We start from the raw sequence: 21,498 nt of genomic DNA, 5'->3' as shown, positions 1-21,498 counted from the left end.
GAAACGCACTGAACCAAGGAGAAACCAATGAAGCTCATCACCTTCGACGGCGGCCGGGTCGGCCGGCTCGAACTCGAAGAAGGCACTGTCATCGAACTCGACGTGCCCTCGACCCGCGAGTACTTCGAGCGCGGCGGCGACGTGAGCGAGACGGGTGAGCGTCTGAACTACGCCGACGTCAAGCTCGAGGCGCCCATCCGCCCGAAGAAGTTCTTCCACACCGCCGGCAACTTCGCCGACCACCACAACGAGCTCACGGCTGTGGACTGGTCGCACCCGGTGCACAAGGGCATCGTGTTCTTCCAGAACGTCGACGCGATCATCGGGTCGGGCGACGACATCGTCTACCCCGAGGGGCTCACGAAAGAGCTCGACTACGAGCTCGAGCTCGCCATCGTGATCGGCAAGTCGGGCAAGTTCTTCGGCCCTGACGAAGCCGTCGACTACATCGCCGGCTTCACCGTGTTCAACGACATCTCGGCTCGCGACATCCAGCGCAAGGAGATGGAATCGGGAGTCTTCTCCTTCTCGAAGGCCATCGACACGTTCTGCCCGATCGGTCCCTGGATCGTCACGGCCGACGAGGTGCCCGACATGCACGAGCTGCCGATGCAGCTACGTGTCAACGGCGAGGTGCGCCAGCAGGGCAACACCAACCAGACGCGTATCAAGTTCCCGCACCTGATCGCCTACCACTCGCCGCAGACCTACAGCGCGGGCGACCTCATCACCACAGGAACCATCTCGGGCGTGGCCGCCGTGCAGCCGAACCCGTTCGACTTCTACCTCAAGCCCGGCGACGAGATCGAGGCCGAGATCACCGGCATCGGCACGCTCCGCAACCGCGTGATCTCGTGGGAGGACCGCTACGGCGAGCCTGCCCCGCAGCGGGTCGACTGGTGAGGATCGCGAATCTCGCAGGCCGCGCGGTGATCGTCGGCCCGTCGACCGGCTCAGGGACCGACGGCGCGATCGACGTCGCCGTGGCGTCCGACGGCCGCTTCGGCCCCGATCCGCAGTCGCTGTTCGACGACTGGGACGCGTTCGCAGAGTGGGCCGCGGCGTTGGACAGAGCGGATGCGGCGACATCCGAATCGGTCGATGTCACTGAACTCGGAGCCCCCGTACCGCGACCCCGTCAAGTCTTCGCGATCGGTCTCAACTACGCCGAGCACGCGGCAGAGGCGGGATACCCGCCGGACTCGATGCCGGTCACGTTCACGAAGTTCCCGTCGTCGATCGTCGGTCCCGACACGGTCGTCGAGCTGCCCGAGGGTCACGTCGACTGGGAGGTCGAGCTCGTCGTCGTGATCGGCCGCGAGGCGCACAAGGTCGACCGTGAGTCGGCGTGGGATCACGTCGCCGGGCTCACCATCGGGCAGGACCTGTCGGAGCGCATCACGCAGCTGCAGGGCTCGGCGCCGCAGTTCAGCCTCGGCAAGTCGTTCCCCGGCTTCGGTCCGACCGGGCCGTGGCTCGTGACGCCCGACGAGTTCGCCGACAAGGACGACCTCGCGATCTCGTGCACCCTCTCGAACGAGAAGATGCAGTCCTCGCGCACGTCGATGATGCTGTACGACGTGCCCGAGCTGCTCGTGCGGATCTCGGCCGTCTGCCCGCTGCTGCCGGGTGACATCATCTTCTCGGGAACCCCGTCCGGCATCGGCAACCGCCGGACGCCGCCGCGGTTCATCGGCCCCGATGACGTGCTGGTGAGTGCGATCGAAGGGATCGGAACGCTGACCACGAGGTTCACTGCGGGGATGTGACCCTGCCTTGGCCGCGTCGCAACCCTGAAAGCGATCGCTTCGTCTCGCCGAGAGCAAATTCGCCGTTGACACGAATGGCTTTGCCCACAAAACTATGTGGATAACAGCGTGGACAACGCCGGGTCTGAACAACCCTGGGTCTGAACAACGGAGTCAACCCTTGAGGATCGTCATCGTCGGCGCCGGCATCGGCGGGCTCGCAGCCGCGCTGAGCCTGCATGCGGTCGGTGAGACCGACATCCGCGTCTACGACCGCGTCAGCGAGCTTCGTGCCCTCGGCGTCGGCATCAATCTGCTGCCGCACGCGATGCGCGAGCTCACCGAGCTCGGGCTCGCCGACCAGGTGCTGGATCAGGGCGTCGCACCGTCGACGCTCGCGTACTTCAACCGCTTCGGCCAGCCGATCTGGAGCGAACCGCGCGGCCGCGAGGCGGGCTATCGCTGGCCGCAAGTGTCTGTCCATCGCGGAGAGCTTCAGCTCGTGCTCGCCGATGCGGTGCGCGAGCGGCTCGGCGCGAATGCGCTGCAGCTCGGGCATCGTCTCGTCCGGGTCGAAGAAGGGGCGGATGCCGCCACCGCCGTCTTCGCGACCGCCGAGGGCGACACATCCGTCGTCGCAGACCTCGTGGTCGCAGCGGACGGCATCCACTCGGCCGTGCGCGCCGCGCGCCACCCCGACGAGGGTGCTCCGATCTGGAACGGCCTGACCCTCTGGCGCGGCACCGCACGCGTGCCCGCCTACCTCGACGGACGCACGATGATCATGGCCGGCGACGGCGAGCAGAAGTTCGTCGCCTACCCCTTGAGCGCACCGGATGCCGATGGCATCGCCCGTGTCAACTTCATCGCCGAGCGGCGCGGTGTCGGCTCCGAGACCGTGGACTGGAACCTCGCGGTCGACGCCGGCCCCATCGTCGCGCTCTTCCGCGATTGGCGATTCGACTGGCTCGACGTGCCTGCGGTGATCGCCGCCGCCGACGAGCTGCTCGAGTACCCCATGGTCGACCGCGACCCCATCCCGCGCTGGACGTTCGGCCGCACGACGCTGCTCGGGGATGCCGCGCACGCCATGTACCCCAACGGTTCCAACGGCGCGTCCCAGGCGATCATCGACGCGCGCACGCTGGCATTCCACCTTGCGACGGCCTCGTCGGTGGACGGTGCACTCAGCGCCTACGAGGGGCAACGTCGGCCCGCGACGTCGGCGCTCGTGCTCAGCAACCGCGGCCAGGGCCCGGAACGGGTCATGGTGCTCGCCCACGAACGGGCGCCGGAGGGTTTCACCGACATCCACGACGTGATCCCGGCCGACGAGCTCACCGGGATCTCCGCGGGGTACAAGCGGGCTGCGGGGTTCCACCCCGACATCCTCGACGCCCGTCCATCGCTGACACCGTCACCGCGATGAGCGCCGACGCAGACCGCGGCGAGAGCGCGGACCTGACCGCGAGTGCGGGCGTCGCCTTCGACTCCGCCCGCCTCGCCTCGGTCATCTCTCCGCTGCGGCGAGTACTGCTTGCGAGCGTCAGGGCCGCCGAGCGCCTGCCCGAGATCCCTGACGCTCAGATCGAGGTGGTGCGGGCATTGCCGCGCGGAGTCGTCTCGTCTCCGGGGGAATTGGCCGAGCGGCTCGGCCTCAGCCGCCCCACGGTGAGCAACCTGCTCACCACCATGGAGGCGCGCGGCCTCATCGCGAGGCGCCCCGCGGCAGACGACCGCCGGCGGGTCGAGGTGCTCGCCTCGGCGAGGGCGCTGGCGCTGTTCGAGCGATTCGACGAGGCGAGCGCCGAGCTCGTCGGCGAGGCCACGGCATCCCTCACCGATGCAGACCGCGGCGCGCTCGCGGCGGCCGTTCCGGCCCTGGAGCACCTGCGCGACGCCCTCGCCACACGGCATCCGAAATCCGAATCCCCCCATACCCGCAAGGAGGCGGAATGACCACGCTGCGCCAGCGTCTCACGCGTTCGATCGACGCACGCACTCGCAAAGGTGTCGACCTCGGTCCGTACGAGATCACGATCGAGCGCGACCTGCGCGTGCCGATGGATGACGGTATCGAGCTGCTCGCCGACCTCATCCGCCCCATCGGCGCCACGGTGCCGTCGCTGCCGACCATCCTCATCCGAGGCCCGTACGGGCGCCGCGGGCTCTTGGCCGGGTCTGCGCGGGCGCTTGCGTACGAGGGCTTCACCGTGCTCTTCCAGAGCTGCCGCGGCACCTGGGGATCGCAGGGGCTGTTCACCCCGCAGATCGATGAGCAGCGCGACGGGATGACGACGATCCGCTGGGTTCGCGCGCAGCCGTGGTTCACGGGGCGTCTGGCCATGTACGGCCAGAGCTACATGGGCTACACGCAATGGGCGGTCGCCGGTCGCATGCAGCGTGAGGATCCGCAGAACGCCCCCGAGGCGCTCGTGCTCGTGACGACGATGCCCGACTTCGGCGCGATCACCTGGGACAACGGGGCGTTCGCACTGCGCAACGCACTCGGCTGGAGCCGGATGATGCATCGCATGCGTCGCGGCGGCATCGCGCTCATCGCCATGGCCCTGCCGGACCGAAAGCTCGACAAGGCGTTCGACGTGCTGCCGCTGAGCGCGGGCGACTCCGCCGCAACGGGTGAGCAGATCCACTGGTACCAGGACTGGACGCGCTACGAAAGCCTCGACGAGGAGTACTGGACCCAGCAGTCCCACACCGCGTCCGTGCCGGATGTCGCAGCCCCGGTCTCGATGATCACGGGGTGGTACGACATCTTCCTGCCGTGGCAGCTCGACGACTTCGCGCAGCTGGTCGCGGCGGGCCGCGCGCCGCGGATCATCATCGGACCGTGGGGACACGTGTCGCCGGGCATGGGTGAACCTGCGCACACCGAGACGATCGCCTTCCTCAAAGAGACCTTCGTCGGCGCTCCCGGTGCGCGTTCGACCCCCGTGCGTGCATTCGAGACCGGGGCGGACATCTGGCACGACCTCGAGAGGTGGCCGCCGGCCGGCTCGGCGGCGGAGGACTGGAACCTTCACAAGGGAGGGACGCTCGCAACGGATGCCGCAACCGGCGGCACGACCACCTACACGTACGATCCGGGTGACCCGACCCCGGCCGTGGGTGGTCCGAGCCTGCTGCCCAAGACCGAACCCGTCGACAACAGCGACCACGAGGCGCGCTCTGACGTCGCGGTGTTCCGCAGTGCGACGCTGGCCGAACCGCTGGAGATCGCGGGCCACCCCGTGGCGCATATCCGCATGCGCTCGTCGGCACCGAGCTACGACGTGTTCGTGCGGATCACCGATGTGCACCCCGACGGGAAGTCGATGACGGTCTGCGACGGCATCCGGCGCATCGGCACGGTCGGTACCGCCGACACGGATCCGGCGCCCGACGCCGAGGGATTCCGCGAGGTCGAGGTACGGCTCTGGCCCGCATTCCACCGCTTCGCGGCGGGGCACGCGGTCGGCATCCAGGTCAGCTCGGGCGCGCATCCGAGATATGCGCGCAACCCTGGGTCCGCAGAGCCGGCCTTCGGCGCATCCGTGACACAGGTCGCGGCGCAGGAGATCTCGCACGAAAGCGCCCAGGCCTCGCGCATCGAGCTGCCGGTGTGGCACCGATGACCGCCGCGCCGGTCCCCGGCCTCGAGCCCGCGTTCGAGGTCGAGGTCGTGCTCGGACCGCTCGAAGACCACGGCCCGACTCGGCGAGGGCACCGACGAGTGGTGCCGATCGTCGGCGGCTCGGTGCGGGGCGCCTTCGACGCCGAGATCCTGCCGGGCGGTGCCGACTGGCAGATCGTGCGCGACGACGGGGCGATCGAGGTGGACGCGCGCTACACCGCGAGAACGGCGGATGCCGCGCATGTCCTGATCCATGCGACCGGCGTGCGGAGCGGTCCGCCCGATGTGCTCGAGGCTCTGCTGCGCGGCGAACCCGTGGACCCGTCCGCGTACTACTTCCGCACCGTCGTGACGCTCGAGGCGTCGTCGACCGAGCTCGCCAGCCTGCAGAACTCGATCTTCGTGGCATCCGCCGTTCGGACGGCCGACCGCGTGACGTACACGGCGTATCGCGTCACGTAGCCGCGGGCGCGTCAGGGGACGCGGAGTTCCTCGGGCTCGAGCACGATGTCGACGAGGGCGCCGTTGCGCCACAGCGTCATCTCCATGCGGCGGCCGATCGCGTGCTCGACCATTCGTCGCTGGACATCCGTCGCGCTCGCGATCGCGACTCCGTCGAGCGAGACGACGATGTCGCCCTCCTGCGCTCCGGCCTTCGCGGCAGGGCTGCCGGGCACCACGGCGGCGACCTGCATCCCGACCCGCGACCCGACCTTCGCGCTGACCTCGGGTCGAAGCCGAACTCTCGCGCCGGCGACGCCCAGCCACGCGCGGCGCACCCGCCCGGTGCGGATGAGCGCATCGATGATCTCGCGGGTCGTGGAGTTGATCGGCACCGCGAGGCCCACGCCGATCCCCGCGACCGCCGTGTTGACGCCGACCATCCGGCCCGCACTGTCGGCGAGGACGCCCCCGCTGTTGCCGGGGTTGAGCGCGGCATCCGTCTGGATCACCTCGTCCACGACGCGACCGGATTGGGTGGGCAGCGAGCGACCGAGGCCGGACACCACCCCGGCCGTGACGCTGCCGGCCAGCCCCAGCGGATTGCCCACCGCGACCACGAGCTGGCCGACGCGCAGTGCTGCGGCATCGCCCCACGGCACCGGCGGTGGTGTGGCTCCGTCCGCGAGCAGGACGGCCAGGTCGGAGAGCGGATCACGCCCCACGACGGTCGCGGTGAGCTCGGTGCCGTCGCCGAAGGCGACCTCCACACGGTCGGCTCCCGCTACCACGTGGGCACTCGTGAGCAGATGGCCGTCGGCCGAGATCACCGACGCGCTGCCCGCGCCGGCCCCCCGCGAGGTGCGCACCTCGACCGCGGCGACCGACGGCAGCACCGACTCGGCGACGCGTATCACCGCCGCTGAGTAGGCATCCATGGCTGGTTCCGGCTCCATGTCCACCATCTCAGCACTGCGCGGACGGGGTGGGCCGCGCGTTCGCCCAGGGCATGATTCGCTGCGCGGTCGCGCGCGACTCTCGGGGATGGCAGGATGCGACCCATGAGGCGCAATCCCTATCACGTCGGACTGCTGAGCGCGGGCGGCTTCGTCCTCGTGCTCGCGTTCATGATCGACATCGTCATCGGTCAGATGACGGACTACGCGACCTGGGATGTCGCAGGCGTCGCCACACTGCAGGGATGGGTCTTCGTGCTCGTCGGCGTTGCCGGGGCGATGTTCACGGGCGCGACCGTCATCAGCGGCGTCGCGTGGTCGCTCCGTCATCGAGACGCCGAGTCGATGGCTGCCGCGCGCGACGACGTGACCCGCTCTCTGAGCGAGCCGGTTCGCTGAGCCCGAGCCAGTCGCGGGGCCGCGCGCCGGTCGCGAGCCCGAGCCGGTCGCTGAGCCCGAGGCGGTGGTTGAGCCCGAGCCGGTGGCTGAGCCCGAGCCGGTGGTTGAGCCCGAGCCGGTGGTTGAGCCCGAGCCGGTGGTTGAGCCCGAGGCGGTGGCTGAGCCCGAGCCGGTGGTTTAGCCCGAGCCGGTCGCTGAGCTTGTCGAAGCGTCCGGCGTCCCCCATCGGACCCTTCGGCAGGCTCAGGGATCGATGCTCGCAGCATCCTCTACGCGAGCGGCCACCCGGTGTACGCCTCGGCGAGATAGGTACGACCGGCCTCCGACTCGACCACCGTCGAGAGCTCGCCGAGCTGGCGCAGCCGATCGAAGTCGCTCGCGCCGGGCGCGACGTGGAGCATGCTCGTCATCCACCACGAGAAGTGCTGCGCCTTCCAGATGCGACGCAGCGCCGTCTCGGCGTAGGCGTCGATCAGGCGCTCGTCGCCGTCCAGCAGCAGCGCTCGAAGCGCTCGCTCGAGCACCACGACGTCCGCAACCGCGAGATTCATGCCCTTCGCGCCCGTCGGCGGGACGGTGTGGGCGGCATCCCCGACGAGCGCCGCACGGCCCTTGCGCAGCTCGAAAGCGACGAAGCTGCGGAAGCGCAGCACATCACGCTGGAAGATCGGACCCTCCTGCAGGTCGACGCCGGGAACCCGGGCTTGGAGCTCCTCCCAGAGCTGCGCTTCGGTGAACGAGTTCGGATCGACATCCGGATCGCACTGGAAGTACATGCGCTGCACGGTGGCGCTGCGCTGACTGATCAGTGCGAACCCGTTGGCGGAGTTGCTGTAGATGAGCTCGGGCGCGCTCGGCGGTGCTTCGCACAGTACGCCGAACCAGGCGAACGGGTATTCGCGGAAGTATCCACCGGTCGACGATCCGGTGACCGCGCCGCGCACGACGCTGCGGGAGCCGTCGGCTCCCACGACGAACTCGGCGTCGATCACGAGCGGGGCGCCCTCTGCATCCACCGCGACGATCCGGGGTCGTGCGGTGTCGGCATCCTCGACGCGCTCGGCGGTCACGCCGAAACGCAGGTCCTGCCCGTCGGCGAGGCGCGCGGCGATGAGGTCCTTGAGCACCTCGTGCTGCGGGTAGAGCCAGACCCCGCGATCGACGAGGGCTGCGAAGTCGATGCGATGGCCCTCGCCGTCGAACCGCAACTCGATGCCGTCGTGACGATGACCGACCGTGCGGGCGCGGGATGCCGGTCCGATCGAATCGAGGATCGCGACGGTGCCCTGCTCGAGGATGCCCGCGCGGATCGTCGTCTCGATCTCTTCGCGCGTGCGCTGGTCGATGACGACGGACTCGATGCCGGCCTTCGCGAGCAGGTGCGAGAGCAGCAGGCCGGCGGGGCCGGCGCCGACGATCGCGACACGGGTGCGGACGGTGGTGGTCATGGGTCGTCTCCTTCGACGGGGGCGTCACCATTGTCCCGTCGGCACGCTCTCCATCGTGTACCGGTTCCCATTGAACGGGATGCGGTCAGCCGGCCGATCAGCCGCGGAAACCCAGCGCGCGCTCGATCTCGCGAGCGGCGCCGCGCAGCTCGACGAGAGCGGGATCGACCGGGGCGTCACGGGGGAGGACCACCGAGAGCGCCGCGATGACCGCACCCGTCTCGTCTCGCACCGGCACCGCGACCCCCGTCGCGATGCTCTCGATGAAGCCGGGGGCGACGGCATGGCCGAGATGACGCACCTCGGCCAGTTTGCGGCGCAGGATGGCGGCATCCGTGATCGTCTCGGGCGCCACCCGCGAGAGCTTGCCCGACAGGATCCGCTCCTGGAAGTCGCGGTCCCCATATGCGAGCAGCACGAGTCCCGACGATGAGGCGTGAATCGGCAGCCGACCCGCGATGCGCGTGACGTTCGAGCCCGAGCCGGGACCGCTGAGCCGCTCGAGGAACAGCGCCTCATCCTGCTCGAGAATCGCGAGCTGCGTGTGCTCGCGCACGCGCGACTGCACCCGCTCCATCGCCGGCATCGCGAGCTGGCGCAGCCGGAGGGCATGAGATGAGCGGGTGGCGAGCTCCCACAGACGGAGTCCGATCCTCACCCGGCGGTCGTCGTCGCGCTCGAGCAGGCCTGCCTCGATCAGGTCGCCCACGATCCGATGCGCCGTTGACGTCGGCAGCCCGGAGCGGCGTCCGATCTCGGCCGCCGTCTGCACCGTCCGCGTCGGGGTGAAGGTCTCGAGCACACGCACGATGCGGTCGGTGACCGAGTCACCCGAATCGGAGTTCGCCATACGTCGAGAATGGCATAGGCGCGGCATCCGATTCCCATCCAATGGGAAAGTGCGCCCTCAGAGGGCGTGCGTGACGCACGATAGCGTGATCCCCGCAATGAGATGGATGTCGAGGGAGACACCATGACAGATAGCCCATCGGCCGGCTCCGACGAAGAGAACTTCTCGTCCCACGTCGTGCTGGAGCAGGTCGCCGCCGCCCCCGAATCTCTGCTCGCATCGGCCGACATGCCGCCGCAGTCGCGGATCAACGACGAGATCGCGCAGTACCACCGCGAAGCTGCCGAGCGCGACGCTGCCGGGGAGCGGGTTCCCACGACGCTGTACGACTTCCCGCCGTATCGATCCAGCATCCTGCGCCATCCGACGAAGAATCCGCGGCTCGTCGACCCTGAGACGATCGAGCTGTTCTCGCCGGCCTATGGGCAGCGGGATGTCGCCGCCATCGAGTCGGACCTCACGCTGCAGCACAGCGGCGAACCGCAGGGTGAGCGGATGACGGTCACGGGGCGACTGCTCGACAGCTGGGGTCGGCCGCTCGCGAACCAGCTCGTCGAGATCTGGCAGGCGAACGCGGCGGGGCGCTACATCCATCAGCGCGACCAGCATCCCGCCCCGCTCGATCCCAACTTCACCGGCGCGGGCCGCATCGTCACGAACGACAACGGCGAGTACTTCTTCACGACGATCAAGCCGGGGCCCTATCCATGGAAGAACCACATCAACGCGTGGCGGCCGGCGCACATCCACTTCTCGGTGTTCGGATCCGGGTTCACGCAGCGGATCGTGACGCAGATGTACTTTCCCAGCGATCCGCTCTTCGCACTCGACCCGATCTACAACACGATCCGGAACGCGAAGGATCGCGAGCGCCTGATCGCGACCTACGATCACGACCTCACGGTTCCGGAGTTCTCGATGGGCTATCGCTGGGACATCGTCGTCGACGGGCCGGATGCCACGTGGTTCGAGCCGGAGGGGGAGCACTGACATGACGCACGACACCGCAGCCGCGCTCGCCGCGCGCGAACCGAAGACCCACGGGGCGACCGCCGGCCAGACCGTCGGCCCGTTCTTCGCATTCGGGCTCATCTACCCCAAGATGCACCAGGTCGTCTTTCCCCACTCGCGCGGCGCGATCGTCCTGGAAGGCACGGTCTACGACGGTGTCGGTGCGCCGATCCCCGACGCGGTGGTCGAGATCTGGCAGGCCGACTCCGACGGCTCGGTGCCCCGTGCCCGCGGCGCGCAGCGGCGCGACGACCACACGTTCACCGGATTCGGGCGCGCCGCCACGAACGACGAGGGCCACTACGAGTTCTGGACGCGCGACCCGGGCTCGGTCGACGGCGAGGCTCCGTTCTTCGCCGTCATCGTGTTCGCCCGGGGCCTTCCCGACAAGCTGCACACCCGGATCTACCTGCCCGACGACGAAGCGCTCCTCTCGGCGGATCCGCTGCTGTCCTCGCTCGACCAGGGTGAGCGCGCTACGCTCGTCGCGACGCGGACGCCTGCGGGCGGCCTTCGCCACGACATCCGGCTCCAGGGCGAGAAGGAGACCGTGTTCCTTGCCTTCTGATGACCGGTCGTTCCGGGGCGGTGAAGACGCGGCAGCCCCCGTCGACGCGGGGCTGCTCTCGCCGGTGACCGCCCGCACGCGCGGCGCGGCATCCGACGATGTCGTGCTGCGACACCTGGTCGAGGCGGAGATCTCGCTGGGACGCGCTCTCGTCTCGGTGGGAGCGGCCCCGGAGTCGATCCTCGCAGCGCTGAATGCCGCGGCGGATCCCGATTGGCTGCGCGAGATCGACATCCCGCGTCTCGCGGGCGACGCCGTCGCCGATGGAAATCCGATGATCCCGCTCATCGCGCTGCTGCGCGCGCGGGTGGCGGGCGAGGACCCGGATGCCGCCGCCTGGATCCACCGCGGTGCTACCAGCCAGGACATCATCGACTCCGCCCTGATGACACTCGGCCGTGACGTCGCGTCGCGCATCGATGCGGACCTCGGCGAGACGATCGCCACGCTCGCCCTGCTCGCCGAGCGGCACCGCGCCGATCCCGCCGCCGCCCGCACGCTCACCCAGCACGCGGTGCCGACCACGATCGGTGCGCGCGTCGCGGGATGGATCCGTGCCCTGATCGATGCACGCAGCGATCTGCACGTCGTGGCGAACTCGCTGCCCGCACAGCTCGGCGGAGCGGCCGGCACCCTCGCCGCCTTCGTCGAACAGTTCGGACCCGATACCGCCGCCGCCCTGCCGGCCCTTTTCGCCGACGAGCTCGGGCTCGCTCAGCCGCGTGCGCCATGGCACACCGAACGTCGACCTGTGACGCGTCTGGGGGATGCCCTGGCCACCGTGGTGGCGGCGCTCGGGCTCGTCGCCACGGATGTCGCAACTCTGGCGCGCACCGAGATCGGCGAGGTGTCGCTCGGTGCCGGAGGCGGATCGAGCGCCATGCCCCACAAGCAGAATCCCGTCGACGCCGTGCTGATCCGCTCCGCCGCGCTGCGCGCTCCCGGCCTGGCCGCCCAGCTGCATCTGGCGGCGGGGCTTGCGGTCGACGAACGACCGGACGGCGCGTGGCACGCCGAATGGCCTGTGCTGGTCGAGCTGCTGCAGCTCACCGCCGGCGCGGCGTCCCGTGGCGCCGCGCTGACCGGCGGACTCGGCTTCGACGCGGGACGCGCGCGGGCGAACCTCGCGCTGACGGGCGGGCTCATCGTGACCGAACGCCTCGGCATCGCGCTGAGGCCGCTCATCGGATCCGCCCGCTTCGACGAGCTCGTCGAAGCGGCTGGAGCCGGGGGAGACCTGCGCGAGCTCGTCGCGACCCTGCCGGAGGCCGCCGACCTCGACGTGGACGCATTGCTCGATCCGGCTGAGTACCTCGGGCTCGCGGTCTCACTCGCGGATGCGGCGGTGCGGGAAGCACGGGAGGCCGAGTGATGGCTGTTCCGTCGATCGCCCTGAGCGAGTCGCCCGGACCCGCGGGCGCGCCGCTCGTGGTGCTCGGGCCCTCCCTCGGCACGTCGACCATCCTGTGGGAGAAGGTCGTGCCCGCTCTCACCGGCCGGTACCGGGTGATCGCGTGGGATCTGCCGGGTCACGGCGCCTCCACGCCTGCCGGCGACGCGTTCACGATCGGCGATCTCGCGGACGCTGTTGCCGACGCAATCGTTGCATCGGGGGCAGGCGGGGTCCTGTATGCGGGTGTGTCGCTGGGCGGAGCAACAGGACTGGAGCTGCTGCTGCGGCATCCGCAGCTCGTCGAAGGCGCCGCCATCATCGCGTCTGGCGCCCAGCTCGGCGACCCGCCCGGCTGGCACGATCGCGCTGCGCAGGTGCGTGCGCAGTCCACCTCGTCGCTGATCAGCGCGTCGGCGGGACGTTGGTTCGCCCCGGGTTCGATCGAGCGAGAGCCCGACCTGTCGGGCCGGCTGCTGCACGCGCTGCAGGACGCGGACGACGAGAGCTATGCGCTGTGCTGCGAAGCGCTTGCGGACTACGACGTGCGCGACCGGCTCGGCGAGATCCGAGTGCCTGTGCTCGCCGCGTGGGGCGAGCATGACGCGGTGGCACCGGAGGCCAAGTCGCGCGAGATCGCCGACGGGGTGATCGATGGGCGTACCGTGCGCATCGATGGCGCGGCCCACCTCCCCCCGGCGGAGCGCCCGCCCGGGACGGCCAGCGCGATCCTGGACTTCTTCGACGGACTGAACGGAAGGGACGCGCGATGACGCGGGATGCCGGACTCACCGACGGTGAACGATACGAGCGAGGGATGACGGTGCGCCGCGAGGTGCTCTCGGATGCCCACGTCGACCGTGCGATCACCGGGACGACAGACCTGACGGCGGACTTCCAGGACTTCATCACCCGCGTCGCGTGGGGAGACATCTGGTCGCGGCCTGGCCTCGATCGCCGATCGCGATCCGTCGCGGTGCTCAGCACGCTCATCGCCCTCGGCCATCACGAGGAGCTCGCGATGCACCTGCGCGCGGCGCTCCGCAACGGGCTCACGATCGACGAGATCCGCGAGGTCATCCTCCAGGGCGGGCTGTACGCCGGCGTTCCCGCGGCGAACACCGCGTTCCGCATCGCGAGCGAGGTCTTCGCCGAACCAACGACGGGAGAGTCGTCATGATCGACAAGACAGTGGCGGATGCCGGGTCCGCCGTGGCCGGCATCCCCGACGGCGCGACGGTGATGATCGGCGGCTTCGGGCGAGCCGGTCAGCCCGTGGAGCTCATCGACGCCCTGATCGCGCACGGCGCGCGCGAACTGACGATCGTCAACAACAACGCGGGCAACGGCGACACGGGGCTGGCAGCGCTGCTCTCCGCGGGCCAGGTGCGCAGGATCGTGTGCTCGTTTCCGCGGCAGCACGACTCGTGGGTCTTCGACGGACTTTATCGAGCGGGTGAGATCGAGCTAGAGATCGTGCCGCAGGGCAACCTCGCCGAGCGGATCCGCGCCGCGGGCGCCGGCATCGGAGCGTTCTTCTCGCCGACCGGCGTCGGCACCGAGCTGGCCGAGGGCAAAGAGGCCCGCACGATCGACGGGCGCGACTATGTGCTCGAGTACCCGATCCGCGCGGACTTCGCGCTCATCAGTGCGCTGAAGGCGGACCGCTGGGGCAACCTGATCTACCGCAAGACCGCGCGCAACTTCGGCCCGATCATGGCGACCGCGGCCGCAGTGACCGTGGTGCAGGTCGACGAGATCGTGCCGCTCGGGTCGCTCGACCCCGAGGCCATCGTGACCCCAGGGATCTTCGTCGATCGCGTGATCGCGGTCGGCGAGCGGCGGTGGCTCGATGGCGGGGAGTTCATCGGCGGAGTCGACCTCGAAGGTCGCCCATCCGCTGCTGCACCCGCCGTGAGGGGAGCCGACCAGTGACCACCCGCATCAGCCGCGACGACCTGGCGCGTCGCATCGCCGCCGACATCCCCGAGGGCGCCGTGGTGAACCTGGGCATCGGCGCCCCCACCCTTGTCGCGAACTTCCTGCCCGCTGAGCTCGAGATCATTCTGCACACCGAGAACGGGATGCTGGGCATGGGACCGGCTCCGGATGCCACGCACGTCGATCCGGACCTCATCAACGCCGGCAAGCAGGCCGTCACCGAACTGGCGGGGTCAGCTTTCTTCCACCATGCGGACTCGTTCGCGATGATGCGCGGTGGACATCTCGACGTCTGCGTGCTCGGAGCATTCCAGGTGTCGCAGACCGGCGACCTCGCGAACTGGTCGACCGGGGCGCCCGGCGCGATTCCGGCGGTCGGTGGCGCAATGGACCTTGCCATCGGCGCCAAGTCGGTCTACGTCATGACCGACCTGCTCACGAAGTCCGACGAATCCAAGCTCGTCGCGGCGTGCACCTACCCCCTCACCGGCGTGGGCTGCGTGACGCGCGTCTACACAGACCACGCCGTATTCGACGTCACGCCGGAGGGTTTCGCGGTGCGCGAGGCATTCGGCGACAACACGGTGGAAGACCTTGAACAGCTCACGGGCCTCTCGCTCTCCGCTGCGATCCAGGAGGACTGACATGGCCGGCACTTACATCTTCGACGCTGTTCGCACCCCCTTCGGTCGTGCCGGCGGCGCGCTCTCGACCGTGCGCCCGGACGACCTCGCCGCGGTCGCGATGCGCGCCATCGTGGAGCGCACCGGGCTAGATCCGGCACGGATCGACGACGTGATCTTCGGCGATGCGAATCAGGCCGGCGAGGACAATCGTGACGTCGCACGGTTCGGCGCTCTGCTCGCGGGCTTTCCGTCCAGCGTCCCCGGCGTCACGGTCAACCGGCTCTGCGGATCGTCGGTCGAAGCCGTCATCCAGGGCAGTCGTGCGATCGAAGCAGGCGACGCCGACGTGATCCTCGCCGGTGGCGTGGAGTCGATGAGCCGTGCGCCGTACGTGGTCGAAAAGCCCGCGAAGCCGTTTCCCGCGGTCGGCAACCAGACGATGTGGAACACATCCATCGGATGGCGGATGACGAACCCGAAGCTCCGCAAGGACTGGACGATCTCCAACGGCGAGTCCGCAGAGAAGCTCGCGACGATCTACGGGATCTCGCGCGAGCAGCAGGACGCGTTCGCGCTCCGCAGTCACCGGCTCGCGGCGCAGGCGTGGGCCGACGGTGCCTACGACGGCGAGATCGTGCAGGTCGATGGCACGTCGCTCGCCCGCGATGAGGGCATCCGCGACGACACCACACTCGAGGTGCTCGGCGGACTGCGCGCCCTGTTCGCCGCCGACGGCTCCGTGACCGCGGGCAACTCCTCGCCGATCAACGATGGTGCGTCGGCCATCCTGCTGGGCGCGGAGGGCGCGCTGGATATCGAGCCGCTCGCCCGCATCACCGGTCGTGGAGTCTTCGGCAACGACCCCGACGTGTTCGGTGTCGCTCCCGTCGAGGCTGCGAACCGAGCACTCGCTCGTGCCGGTCGGTCGTGGGCGGACGTCGACTTCGTGGAGCTCAACGAGGCATTCGCGTCGCAGTCGCTCGCGTGCATCACGCTCTGGGAAGACCTCGACCCCGAGATCGTCAACATCCACGGCGGTGCGATCGCGATCGGCCACCCGCTGGGCGCCTCGGGCGGACGCATCATCGGCCACGCGGCGCACGAGCTCGCGCGTCGCGGTGGTGGTGTCGCCGTCGCCGCGATCTGCATCGGCGTCGGCCAAGGACTCGCGGTCGTCCTGGAGCGGTAGCAGGCCGTCCGGTCTGACCGAGCCTGGCGGATCGGTGGAGGTCGCGACGCCGTAGCCCCGCGCCGCGATCTTCTCATTCGCGCTCCCATTTGCGTCAGGCTGCCGTGAAGCGACGCGGGGACTTCGAGGTCAATCGCAACGGCTCGCCGGCTTCGCCCGTCACGGGGTGCGCCGGAGGATGGAGCCAGTACGTGTCGATCCCCGTCTCCGGAACCCGCTCACGGGTGATCCGCCACCCCTCGTTGTGCAGCCTCAAGTGGCAGTTGCGGCACAACGGGACGCCATGATCGACATCCGTCTTGCCGTGGTGCTCCCACCAATGGTCCAGATGGTGGAGCTCGCACACCGATGGAGGCGCCGTGCAGCTCGGCCAGATGCACCCGCCGTCACGTACCGCGATCGCGATGCGCTGCTTCGTGGTGAAGAGACGTTGGTCGCGCCCCACGTCGAGTGGTCGGTGATGCTCATGTTGGATGACCGGCACCGCTCCGGCGTCGCAGAGGTACTTCTCGATCAGGCCGCCCGGCAGTGCCTGTCCGCCGTCCTCGAGGTGTCCGACACCCGTGATGCGCATCCCGCCTCGAGTGCCGGCCGCCGTGATCGCCGACGCCTCGACGACGATCCGAACCCCGGGCTGACGGTCGCCGAACGCCTGTGCGGGGTCGGCGGAAATATACGAAGGTCCACCGACATTCCCGTGGGCAGGAACGCCCGTCAGCGCGCCGGCGCATCACGAAACAGTAACGAGAGGTCCATACTCGAACGCCCGAGATCGGGCGGCTCTGACGTGCCGCCGACACGCAGGTCTACCGAGGTCTCGACGGATCCGTCGCGTCACGATGCTGCGGCCGCGACGGTCGCACCGATCGCGACGGCGAGGGCGCCGAAGAACACGACGGCGCTGAACAGCATGTGGAAGGTGGTGCGACGACCGAGACGTCCCGACAGCGCGACCAGGGCTGCGGGCACGTAGTCGCGCAGACCCGGGTTCGTCTCACCGAGCACCGTGCGTGCGCGACGCACCATCGTCGCGTCACCGAAGCCGATGAAGACGAGCAGCACACCGAAACCGACCCACGCCCACAGCGCGGCGCCCGTCACGACGAAGGCGGACCATGGCACGAGGAACCCGACCATTGCGACGGCGTGAGTCCAGACGAGCCCGGCGCTCTGCCCGTGCGCATGCCTCGCCCAGGAGACCAGCAGCGTCACTCCTACGGTGGCCTGGATCAACCACGCCCCGAGCACCACGTATCCCATGCCCGTCAGGCTACTATGGAAGTAGTGCTGTGTCACTACTTCCATAGTAGAGTCGTCGAGCCTAAGGTCGGATTGTGAGTTCCACCCGAGAGCGCGCTCTGGACGCTGCCGTCCGGCTGGTCGGCGAGCAGGGCGTGCGCGCTCTCACACACGCGCGCGTCGATGCAGAGGCCGGCCTCCCGAAAGGCTCCACGTCGAACTGGTTCCGCACGCGCGACGCACTCGTCGCCGGCGTGGTCGTCTCGATCGCCGAGCAGGAGCGGGCCGACCTCACGGCCGCGATGGCTTCCGCTCGTACGATCGACGACGTCGTCGACGTGCTCACGCGCCTGCTCGAAGACGCGACGGGTCGCTACGCGACGAGGACGCGGGCGAGATACGCGCTGTTCTTCGAGACCACGGCGACGCCCGGTGCGCAGCCGTCTATGCGCGCTCAGCGATCGCTGTTCGAGGATTGGACGCGGGAGCGCCTCACGGACCTCGGCGCAGCCGACCCCGACACCGCTGCCCGTGCCCTGCTGGCGACCGGCGCAGGGATCATCGTGAACCGATTGACGGTCGCGCCCGACACGCCGATCCGACCTATCGTCGAGCTGACGGTGCGCGGCTGTCTTGTCTGAGCTCATGGCGATCCCACGCCGGTGCGTGAGCTCGGTGAAGCAGCGCTCGACGACTCTGCGTCCCCGATGGCCAAGCTTCAGCTGGTGAAGCCGATCGGCCGTCCCCGCTTCTCGAGGCGGAGTGCGATCTGACACGCCCTAGTCTGGGCGCATGCGAACTCCGGCGGCTGCGGTTCGAGGCGTGCGGCATCCGGAAGCCTTCCACGGTACGGGCGTTCGTCGCGGCTTCTTCGAGGGCTGGTACATCAAGCTGGTGACGGCGGATCGCGCGCAGCGGTGGGCGGTCATACCGGGGGTGTTCCGTGGTCTCGCGGGGGACGACGGCGAGCGCGACGAAGCGTTCGTGCAGGTGCTCGATGGACTGACGGGCCGCTCTTGGTACCACCGCATGCCTCTCGAGCAGTTCCGTGCGTCGGATCGCGGGTTCGATGTCGAAGTCGGCACCAATCGCTTCACATCCGAGGGAGCGATCCTCGATCTGCCTCAGCTGCGCGGGAGCGTCGACTTCACCACGGCACTCACTCCCTGGCCGGTCACCCTGCGCGAGCCCGGAATCATGGGCTGGTACGGAATGGTCCCCTTCATGGAGTGCTTCCACGGCATCGTCTCGTTCGGTCACGGCCTCGCCGGTTCGCTCGACATCGAGGGCCACGGCACCTCTTTCGACGGCGGTCGCGGTTACATCGAGAAGGACTGGGGCAAGGCTTTCCCCGCCGGCTACGTCTGGATGGCGAGCAACCACATCGATGCGTCGACCGAGGGCGTCGAGAGCGCCGGCGAAGAGCAGGCGGATGCCTCGCTCATCGCCTCGGTCGCCATCATCCCGTGGCTCACGGGGTCGTTCCGCGGCTCCATCATCGGCTTCCGTCACAGCGGCCGCCTGCATAAGTGGACGACGTACAACCGATCGCGTGAGACGCGTCTCGCGATCGACGACACCCACGTGCGCTGGTCGGTGACGGGTCCGGATGGCGTGCTTGACCTCGATGCCGAGCGGGTGCGCGGCGGTCTGCTGCACGCTCCGCTGCGGACGGCGATGCATCAGCGGGTGGAAGAGACGCTGGACGCGCGGGTCTCGTTCCGTCATCGGGACGCCGAGGGTCGCATGCTCATCGAAGGGGTCGCGGAATGCGCAGGGCTCGAGGTGTTCGGCGACACCGAGAGACTGCTCGCGCTATAGCCCGGGTTGAATCGACGCGCCTCGAGTTCGTCGGAGCCCCAAGGCGGTCGCCGGACGCTTCGACAGGCTCAGCGACCGACTCGGGCCGGGCGTGTGGGCTGGCTCAGCGGCCGGCTCGGGCCAGACCGGCTCCTTACGTGTTGCGCGCTGGCGCTGCCGAGCCTCTCCGACACGCCACGGCCCCGACTCGCCGCACACGTGCGTCGCGGAACGAATAGGTTGGGCAAGACAACTTGCCAACGTTCGAGGACATCCATGACTTCACGCAACGCCCTCATCGTCCGAGGCGGCTGGGAGGGGCATCACCCTGTCGCCGCCACCGAGGTCTTCATCCCCTTCCTCGAGGAAAGCGGGTACGACATCCGCATCGAGGAGTCGCCCGCGATCTATGCGGACGCTGAGGCGATGGCCGCGACCGACCTCATCGTCCAGTCCGTCACCATGTCGGATGCCACACGTGAACAGGTGACGGGACTGCGAGCCGCCGTCGAGGCCGGCACCGGATTGACGGGCTGGCACGGCGGGATCGCCGACTCGTACCGCGCGTCATCCGATTACCTGCAACTGGTCGGCGGTCAGTTCGCCACGCACCCGAGCCGGCGGCCCGAGCTGCTCGTCGAGGGGTCGGAGGAGAACAACTACCTGCCGTACACGATCGAGATCACCGACCTGGGGAGCCGGCATCCGATCACCGCAGGCGTCGAGGACTTCGAGCTGAACACCGAGCAGTACTGGGTGCTGCACGACGACCTCAACGACGTGCTCGCCACGACGACGCACCCCACGCAGCCGTGGCACCCATGGCATCGGCCGATCACATCCCCGGCGGTGTGGACGAGACTGTGGGGTCGCGGTCGCGTCGTGGTCACCACCCCTGGGCACACCCCCGACATCCTCGAGCACCCGAGCGTGCGGACGATCATCGAGAGGGGCATGCTGTGGGCGACGCGCACCGCATCGGCATCGTAGGGCTGGGTTCCATCTCGGCGGCGTACCTGACGACGCTGGCTGACAGCCCGGCGGTGGTCATCACGGCGGTTGCCGATCTGGATGCCGCGAGGGCATCGACCGTGGCGTCCGGTCTTCCCGAGGCTCGGGCGTTGACCGTGGCGGAACTGCTGGCCAGCGACGAGGTCGACACCGTCCTGAACCTCACCATCCCGGCTGCGCACGCCGAGATCGCGCACGGAGCCATCTCGCATGGCAAAGACGTGTACGGCGAGAAGCCGCTCGCGGTGACGATGGCCGAGGCGCGCGAGATCATGGCTGCCGCGGAAGGCGCCGGCGTGCGGGTCGGGTCGGCTCCCGACACGGTGCTCGGCACGGGAATCCAGACCGCCCGCGCCGCGATCGACTCCGGCAGGCTTGGCCCGCTCACCGCGGCGAGCGCCGTCATGGTGACACCCGGTCACGAATCGTGGCACCCGAACCCGGACTTCTACTACCGCCCTGGCGGCGGGCCGCTGCTCGACATGGGTCCGTACTACGTGGCTGCGCTCATCCAGCTGCTCGGTCCGGTGCGCTCTGTCGTGGGCTCGGCCAGCCGCCTGCGGTCCGAGCGCATCATCAGTTCGGGCGACCGCAACGGCGAGCGGATCCCCGTCGAGGTGCAGACGCATGTGAGCGGTGTCTTCGAGCACGCCAGCGGAGTGCTGTCCACCATCACGACGAGCTTCGACGGCGTGACCACGACCGCCGCCCCGATCGAGGTGCACGGCGAAGAGGGCACCCTCGCCGTCCCTGACCCGAACACGTTCGACGGCGAGGTTCGCCTCATCCCGCGAAGCACGCGGAAGTGGGAGACACTGCCGCCGGCGGCCGGCTACGTCGGCGCGGCGCGCGGGGCCGGCCTCCTCGACTTCATCGCCGCACGGCGCGACCACGGCCCTGGGCGCGCGAGCGGGGCGGTCGCCCTGCACAGCCTCGACGCCATGACAGCCCTGCTCGAGTCGGCGGATGCCGGGCGCCGCGTCGAGCTGACGACGACGGTGGCGCGTCCCGAGCCCGTGCCGCTCACACCGACCGCCCAGTGGAAGGGGAGCACCCCATCCTCAGCGTGAGCGTCGGTCTCTGAGCCCGAGCGTCGGTCCCGGAGCCCGAGCATCGGTCCCTGAGCGCGAGCGTCGGTCCCTGAGCGCGAGCGTCGGTCCCTGAGCGCGAGCGTCGGTCCCGGAGCCCGAGCGTCGGTCCCTGAGCGCGAGCGTCGGTCCCTGAGCTTGTCGAAGGGTCGGTCCCTG

General features: G+C 69.3%; 24 protein-coding genes. 19 read left to right on the top strand and 5 right to left on the bottom strand.

Annotated elements, in window-relative coordinates; translation table 11 throughout:
- The first annotated feature begins 27 nt into the window (after positions 1-27).
- The 6 genes from ABD188_RS00730 (at position 28) to ABD188_RS00705 (ending at position 5,844) form a co-directional block, all read left to right on the top strand.
- A complete protein-coding gene (locus tag ABD188_RS00730) occupies positions 28-903 on the top strand; it encodes a fumarylacetoacetate hydrolase family protein (protein ID WP_344057556.1) in 876 nt (291 codons plus the stop codon).
- Positions 900-1,769: a fumarylacetoacetate hydrolase family protein gene (locus ABD188_RS00725; protein WP_344057554.1), complete on the top strand. Its 870-nt coding sequence runs from the start codon at positions 900-902 to the stop codon at positions 1,767-1,769. Before ABD188_RS00730 ends, ABD188_RS00725 begins: the two co-directional genes overlap by 4 nt.
- Before the next feature lie 160 nt (positions 1,770-1,929).
- Positions 1,930-3,177 carry a flavin-dependent oxidoreductase gene (locus tag ABD188_RS00720; protein WP_344057552.1) on the top strand — a complete coding sequence of 416 codons (1,248 nt, stop codon included), beginning with the start codon at positions 1,930-1,932 and terminating at the stop codon, positions 3,175-3,177.
- Complete coding sequence (locus ABD188_RS00715) at positions 3,174-3,707, top strand: MarR family winged helix-turn-helix transcriptional regulator (RefSeq protein ID WP_344057550.1); 534 nt, start codon at positions 3,174-3,176, stop codon at positions 3,705-3,707. Before ABD188_RS00720 ends, ABD188_RS00715 begins: the two co-directional genes overlap by 4 nt.
- A complete protein-coding gene (locus tag ABD188_RS00710) occupies positions 3,704-5,383 on the top strand; it encodes a CocE/NonD family hydrolase (protein ID WP_344057548.1) in 1,680 nt (559 codons plus the stop codon). The genes ABD188_RS00715 and ABD188_RS00710 overlap by 4 nt, the downstream gene beginning before the upstream one ends.
- Entirely contained in the window at positions 5,380-5,844 is a 465-nt protein-coding gene (locus tag ABD188_RS00705) for a DUF3237 domain-containing protein (RefSeq protein WP_344057546.1), read from the top strand. Before ABD188_RS00710 ends, ABD188_RS00705 begins: the two co-directional genes overlap by 4 nt.
- 11 nt (positions 5,845-5,855) lie before the next feature.
- Here ABD188_RS00705 and ABD188_RS00700 read toward each other — a convergent pair whose 3' ends face one another.
- Entirely contained in the window at positions 5,856-6,779 is a 924-nt protein-coding gene (locus ABD188_RS00700) for a S1C family serine protease (RefSeq protein WP_425561311.1), read from the bottom strand.
- Between the two features lie 105 nt (positions 6,780-6,884).
- On the opposite strand from ABD188_RS00700, the gene ABD188_RS00695 reads away from it, so the two are divergent.
- Complete coding sequence (locus ABD188_RS00695; protein ID WP_344057542.1) at positions 6,885-7,178, top strand: hypothetical protein; 294 nt, start codon at positions 6,885-6,887, stop codon at positions 7,176-7,178.
- Between the two features lie 269 nt (positions 7,179-7,447).
- Here the strand turns inward: ABD188_RS00695 and ABD188_RS00690 are convergent, their stop codons facing one another.
- Both ABD188_RS00690 and ABD188_RS00685 read right to left on the bottom strand, forming a co-directional pair.
- Positions 7,448-8,626, bottom strand: coding sequence for a 4-hydroxybenzoate 3-monooxygenase (locus tag ABD188_RS00690; RefSeq protein ID WP_344057540.1), 1,179 nt, complete (start codon positions 8,624-8,626; stop codon positions 7,448-7,450).
- Between the two features lie 97 nt (positions 8,627-8,723).
- Entirely contained in the window at positions 8,724-9,476 is a 753-nt protein-coding gene (locus ABD188_RS00685; RefSeq protein WP_344057538.1) for an IclR family transcriptional regulator, read from the bottom strand.
- 123 nt (positions 9,477-9,599) lie between these two features.
- On the opposite strand from ABD188_RS00685, the gene pcaH reads away from it, so the two are divergent.
- Genes pcaH through ABD188_RS00645 form a run of 8 tightly spaced genes read left to right on the top strand, consistent with a single transcriptional unit; the run spans position 9,600 to position 16,201 of the window.
- On the top strand, positions 9,600-10,466 hold the full coding sequence (gene pcaH / locus ABD188_RS00680) for a protocatechuate 3,4-dioxygenase subunit beta (RefSeq protein ID WP_344057536.1): 867 nt from the start codon (positions 9,600-9,602) through the stop codon (positions 10,464-10,466).
- 1 nt (position 10,467) lies between these two features.
- On the top strand, positions 10,468-11,055 hold the full coding sequence (pcaG, locus tag ABD188_RS00675) for a protocatechuate 3,4-dioxygenase subunit alpha (RefSeq protein WP_344057534.1): 588 nt from the start codon (positions 10,468-10,470) through the stop codon (positions 11,053-11,055).
- The gene (locus ABD188_RS00670) at positions 11,045-12,427 is read left to right on the top strand and encodes a lyase family protein (protein ID WP_344057533.1); all 1,383 of its coding nucleotides are present in this window, start codon (positions 11,045-11,047) and stop codon (positions 12,425-12,427) included. Before pcaG ends, ABD188_RS00670 begins: the two co-directional genes overlap by 11 nt.
- On the top strand, positions 12,427-13,218 hold the full coding sequence (locus ABD188_RS00665) for an alpha/beta fold hydrolase (RefSeq protein WP_344057531.1): 792 nt from the start codon (positions 12,427-12,429) through the stop codon (positions 13,216-13,218). Before ABD188_RS00670 ends, ABD188_RS00665 begins: the two co-directional genes overlap by 1 nt.
- Positions 13,215-13,625, top strand: a complete 411-nt coding sequence (gene pcaC, locus ABD188_RS00660; RefSeq protein WP_344057529.1) for a 4-carboxymuconolactone decarboxylase — start codon at positions 13,215-13,217, stop codon at positions 13,623-13,625. Before ABD188_RS00665 ends, pcaC begins: the two co-directional genes overlap by 4 nt.
- Entirely contained in the window at positions 13,622-14,380 is a 759-nt protein-coding gene (locus tag ABD188_RS00655) for a 3-oxoacid CoA-transferase subunit A (protein WP_344057527.1), read from the top strand. Before pcaC ends, ABD188_RS00655 begins: the two co-directional genes overlap by 4 nt.
- On the top strand, positions 14,377-15,030 hold the full coding sequence (locus tag ABD188_RS00650) for a 3-oxoacid CoA-transferase subunit B (protein WP_344057525.1): 654 nt from the start codon (positions 14,377-14,379) through the stop codon (positions 15,028-15,030). The genes ABD188_RS00655 and ABD188_RS00650 overlap by 4 nt, the downstream gene beginning before the upstream one ends.
- Position 15,031: 1 nt before the next feature.
- A complete protein-coding gene (locus ABD188_RS00645; protein ID WP_344057523.1) occupies positions 15,032-16,201 on the top strand; it encodes a thiolase family protein in 1,170 nt (389 codons plus the stop codon).
- 94 nt (positions 16,202-16,295) lie between these two features.
- Here the strand turns inward: ABD188_RS00645 and ABD188_RS00640 are convergent, their stop codons facing one another.
- Complete coding sequence (locus ABD188_RS00640; RefSeq protein WP_425561310.1) at positions 16,296-16,775, bottom strand: HNH endonuclease signature motif containing protein; 480 nt, start codon at positions 16,773-16,775, stop codon at positions 16,296-16,298.
- Between the two features lie 260 nt (positions 16,776-17,035).
- Positions 17,036-17,506, bottom strand: coding sequence for a hypothetical protein (locus tag ABD188_RS00635; RefSeq protein ID WP_344057521.1), 471 nt, complete (start codon positions 17,504-17,506; stop codon positions 17,036-17,038).
- A gap of 29 nt (positions 17,507-17,535) precedes the next feature.
- Here ABD188_RS00635 and ABD188_RS00630 point away from each other — a divergent pair, with 29 nt between their 5' ends.
- From ABD188_RS00630 to ABD188_RS00615, 4 genes are all read left to right on the top strand, one after another.
- Positions 17,536-18,081, top strand: a complete 546-nt coding sequence (locus tag ABD188_RS00630) for a TetR/AcrR family transcriptional regulator (protein WP_344057519.1) — start codon at positions 17,536-17,538, stop codon at positions 18,079-18,081.
- A 151-nt stretch (positions 18,082-18,232) separates the two neighbouring features.
- The gene (locus ABD188_RS00625) at positions 18,233-19,261 is read left to right on the top strand and encodes a tocopherol cyclase family protein (RefSeq protein WP_344057517.1); all 1,029 of its coding nucleotides are present in this window, start codon (positions 18,233-18,235) and stop codon (positions 19,259-19,261) included.
- Positions 19,262-19,516: 255 nt separating this feature from the next.
- A complete protein-coding gene (locus ABD188_RS00620; RefSeq protein WP_344057515.1) occupies positions 19,517-20,230 on the top strand; it encodes a ThuA domain-containing protein in 714 nt (237 codons plus the stop codon).
- Complete coding sequence (locus ABD188_RS00615) at positions 20,200-21,321, top strand: Gfo/Idh/MocA family protein (protein ID WP_344057513.1); 1,122 nt, start codon at positions 20,200-20,202, stop codon at positions 21,319-21,321. Before ABD188_RS00620 ends, ABD188_RS00615 begins: the two co-directional genes overlap by 31 nt.
- The last annotated feature ends 177 nt before the right edge of the window (positions 21,322-21,498 follow it).

The organism is Microbacterium pumilum (genome assembly GCF_039530225.1).
Taxonomy (GTDB): domain Bacteria; phylum Actinomycetota; class Actinomycetes; order Actinomycetales; family Microbacteriaceae; genus Microbacterium; species Microbacterium pumilum.
Note: the sequence above shows the minus strand (reverse complement) of the source record. Positions and strands in the feature narration are given on the sequence as shown.

Bases quoted from the DNA above. Each gene is read 5' to 3' on its own strand.
- ABD188_RS00730 (WP_344057556.1), top strand. From the start codon at position 28: ATGAAGCTCATCACCTTCGACGGCGGCCGGGTCGGCCGGCTCGAACTC.
- ABD188_RS00715 (WP_344057550.1), top strand. From the start codon at position 3,174: ATGAGCGCCGACGCAGACCGCGGCGAGAGCGCGGACCTGACCGCGAGT.
- ABD188_RS00710 (WP_344057548.1), top strand. From the start codon at position 3,704: ATGACCACGCTGCGCCAGCGTCTCACGCGTTCGATCGACGCACGCACT.
- ABD188_RS00705 (WP_344057546.1), top strand. From the start codon at position 5,380: ATGACCGCCGCGCCGGTCCCCGGCCTCGAGCCCGCGTTCGAGGTCGAG.
- ABD188_RS00700 (WP_425561311.1), bottom strand. From the start codon at position 6,779: ATGGAGCCGGAACCAGCCATGGATGCCTACTCAGCGGCGGTGATACGC.
- ABD188_RS00695 (WP_344057542.1), top strand. From the start codon at position 6,885: ATGAGGCGCAATCCCTATCACGTCGGACTGCTGAGCGCGGGCGGCTTC.
- ABD188_RS00690 (WP_344057540.1), bottom strand. From the start codon at position 8,626: ATGACCACCACCGTCCGCACCCGTGTCGCGATCGTCGGCGCCGGCCCC.
- ABD188_RS00685 (WP_344057538.1), bottom strand. From the start codon at position 9,476: ATGGCGAACTCCGATTCGGGTGACTCGGTCACCGACCGCATCGTGCGT.
- pcaH (WP_344057536.1), top strand. From the start codon at position 9,600: ATGACAGATAGCCCATCGGCCGGCTCCGACGAAGAGAACTTCTCGTCC.
- pcaG (WP_344057534.1), top strand. From the start codon at position 10,468: ATGACGCACGACACCGCAGCCGCGCTCGCCGCGCGCGAACCGAAGACC.
- ABD188_RS00665 (WP_344057531.1), top strand. From the start codon at position 12,427: ATGGCTGTTCCGTCGATCGCCCTGAGCGAGTCGCCCGGACCCGCGGGC.
- pcaC (WP_344057529.1), top strand. From the start codon at position 13,215: ATGACGCGGGATGCCGGACTCACCGACGGTGAACGATACGAGCGAGGG.
- ABD188_RS00655 (WP_344057527.1), top strand. From the start codon at position 13,622: ATGATCGACAAGACAGTGGCGGATGCCGGGTCCGCCGTGGCCGGCATC.
- ABD188_RS00645 (WP_344057523.1), top strand. From the start codon at position 15,032: ATGGCCGGCACTTACATCTTCGACGCTGTTCGCACCCCCTTCGGTCGT.
- ABD188_RS00640 (WP_425561310.1), bottom strand. From the start codon at position 16,775: ATGCGCATCACGGGTGTCGGACACCTCGAGGACGGCGGACAGGCACTG.
- ABD188_RS00635 (WP_344057521.1), bottom strand. From the start codon at position 17,506: ATGGAAGTAGTGACACAGCACTACTTCCATAGTAGCCTGACGGGCATG.
- ABD188_RS00625 (WP_344057517.1), top strand. From the start codon at position 18,233: ATGCGAACTCCGGCGGCTGCGGTTCGAGGCGTGCGGCATCCGGAAGCC.
- ABD188_RS00620 (WP_344057515.1), top strand. From the start codon at position 19,517: ATGACTTCACGCAACGCCCTCATCGTCCGAGGCGGCTGGGAGGGGCAT.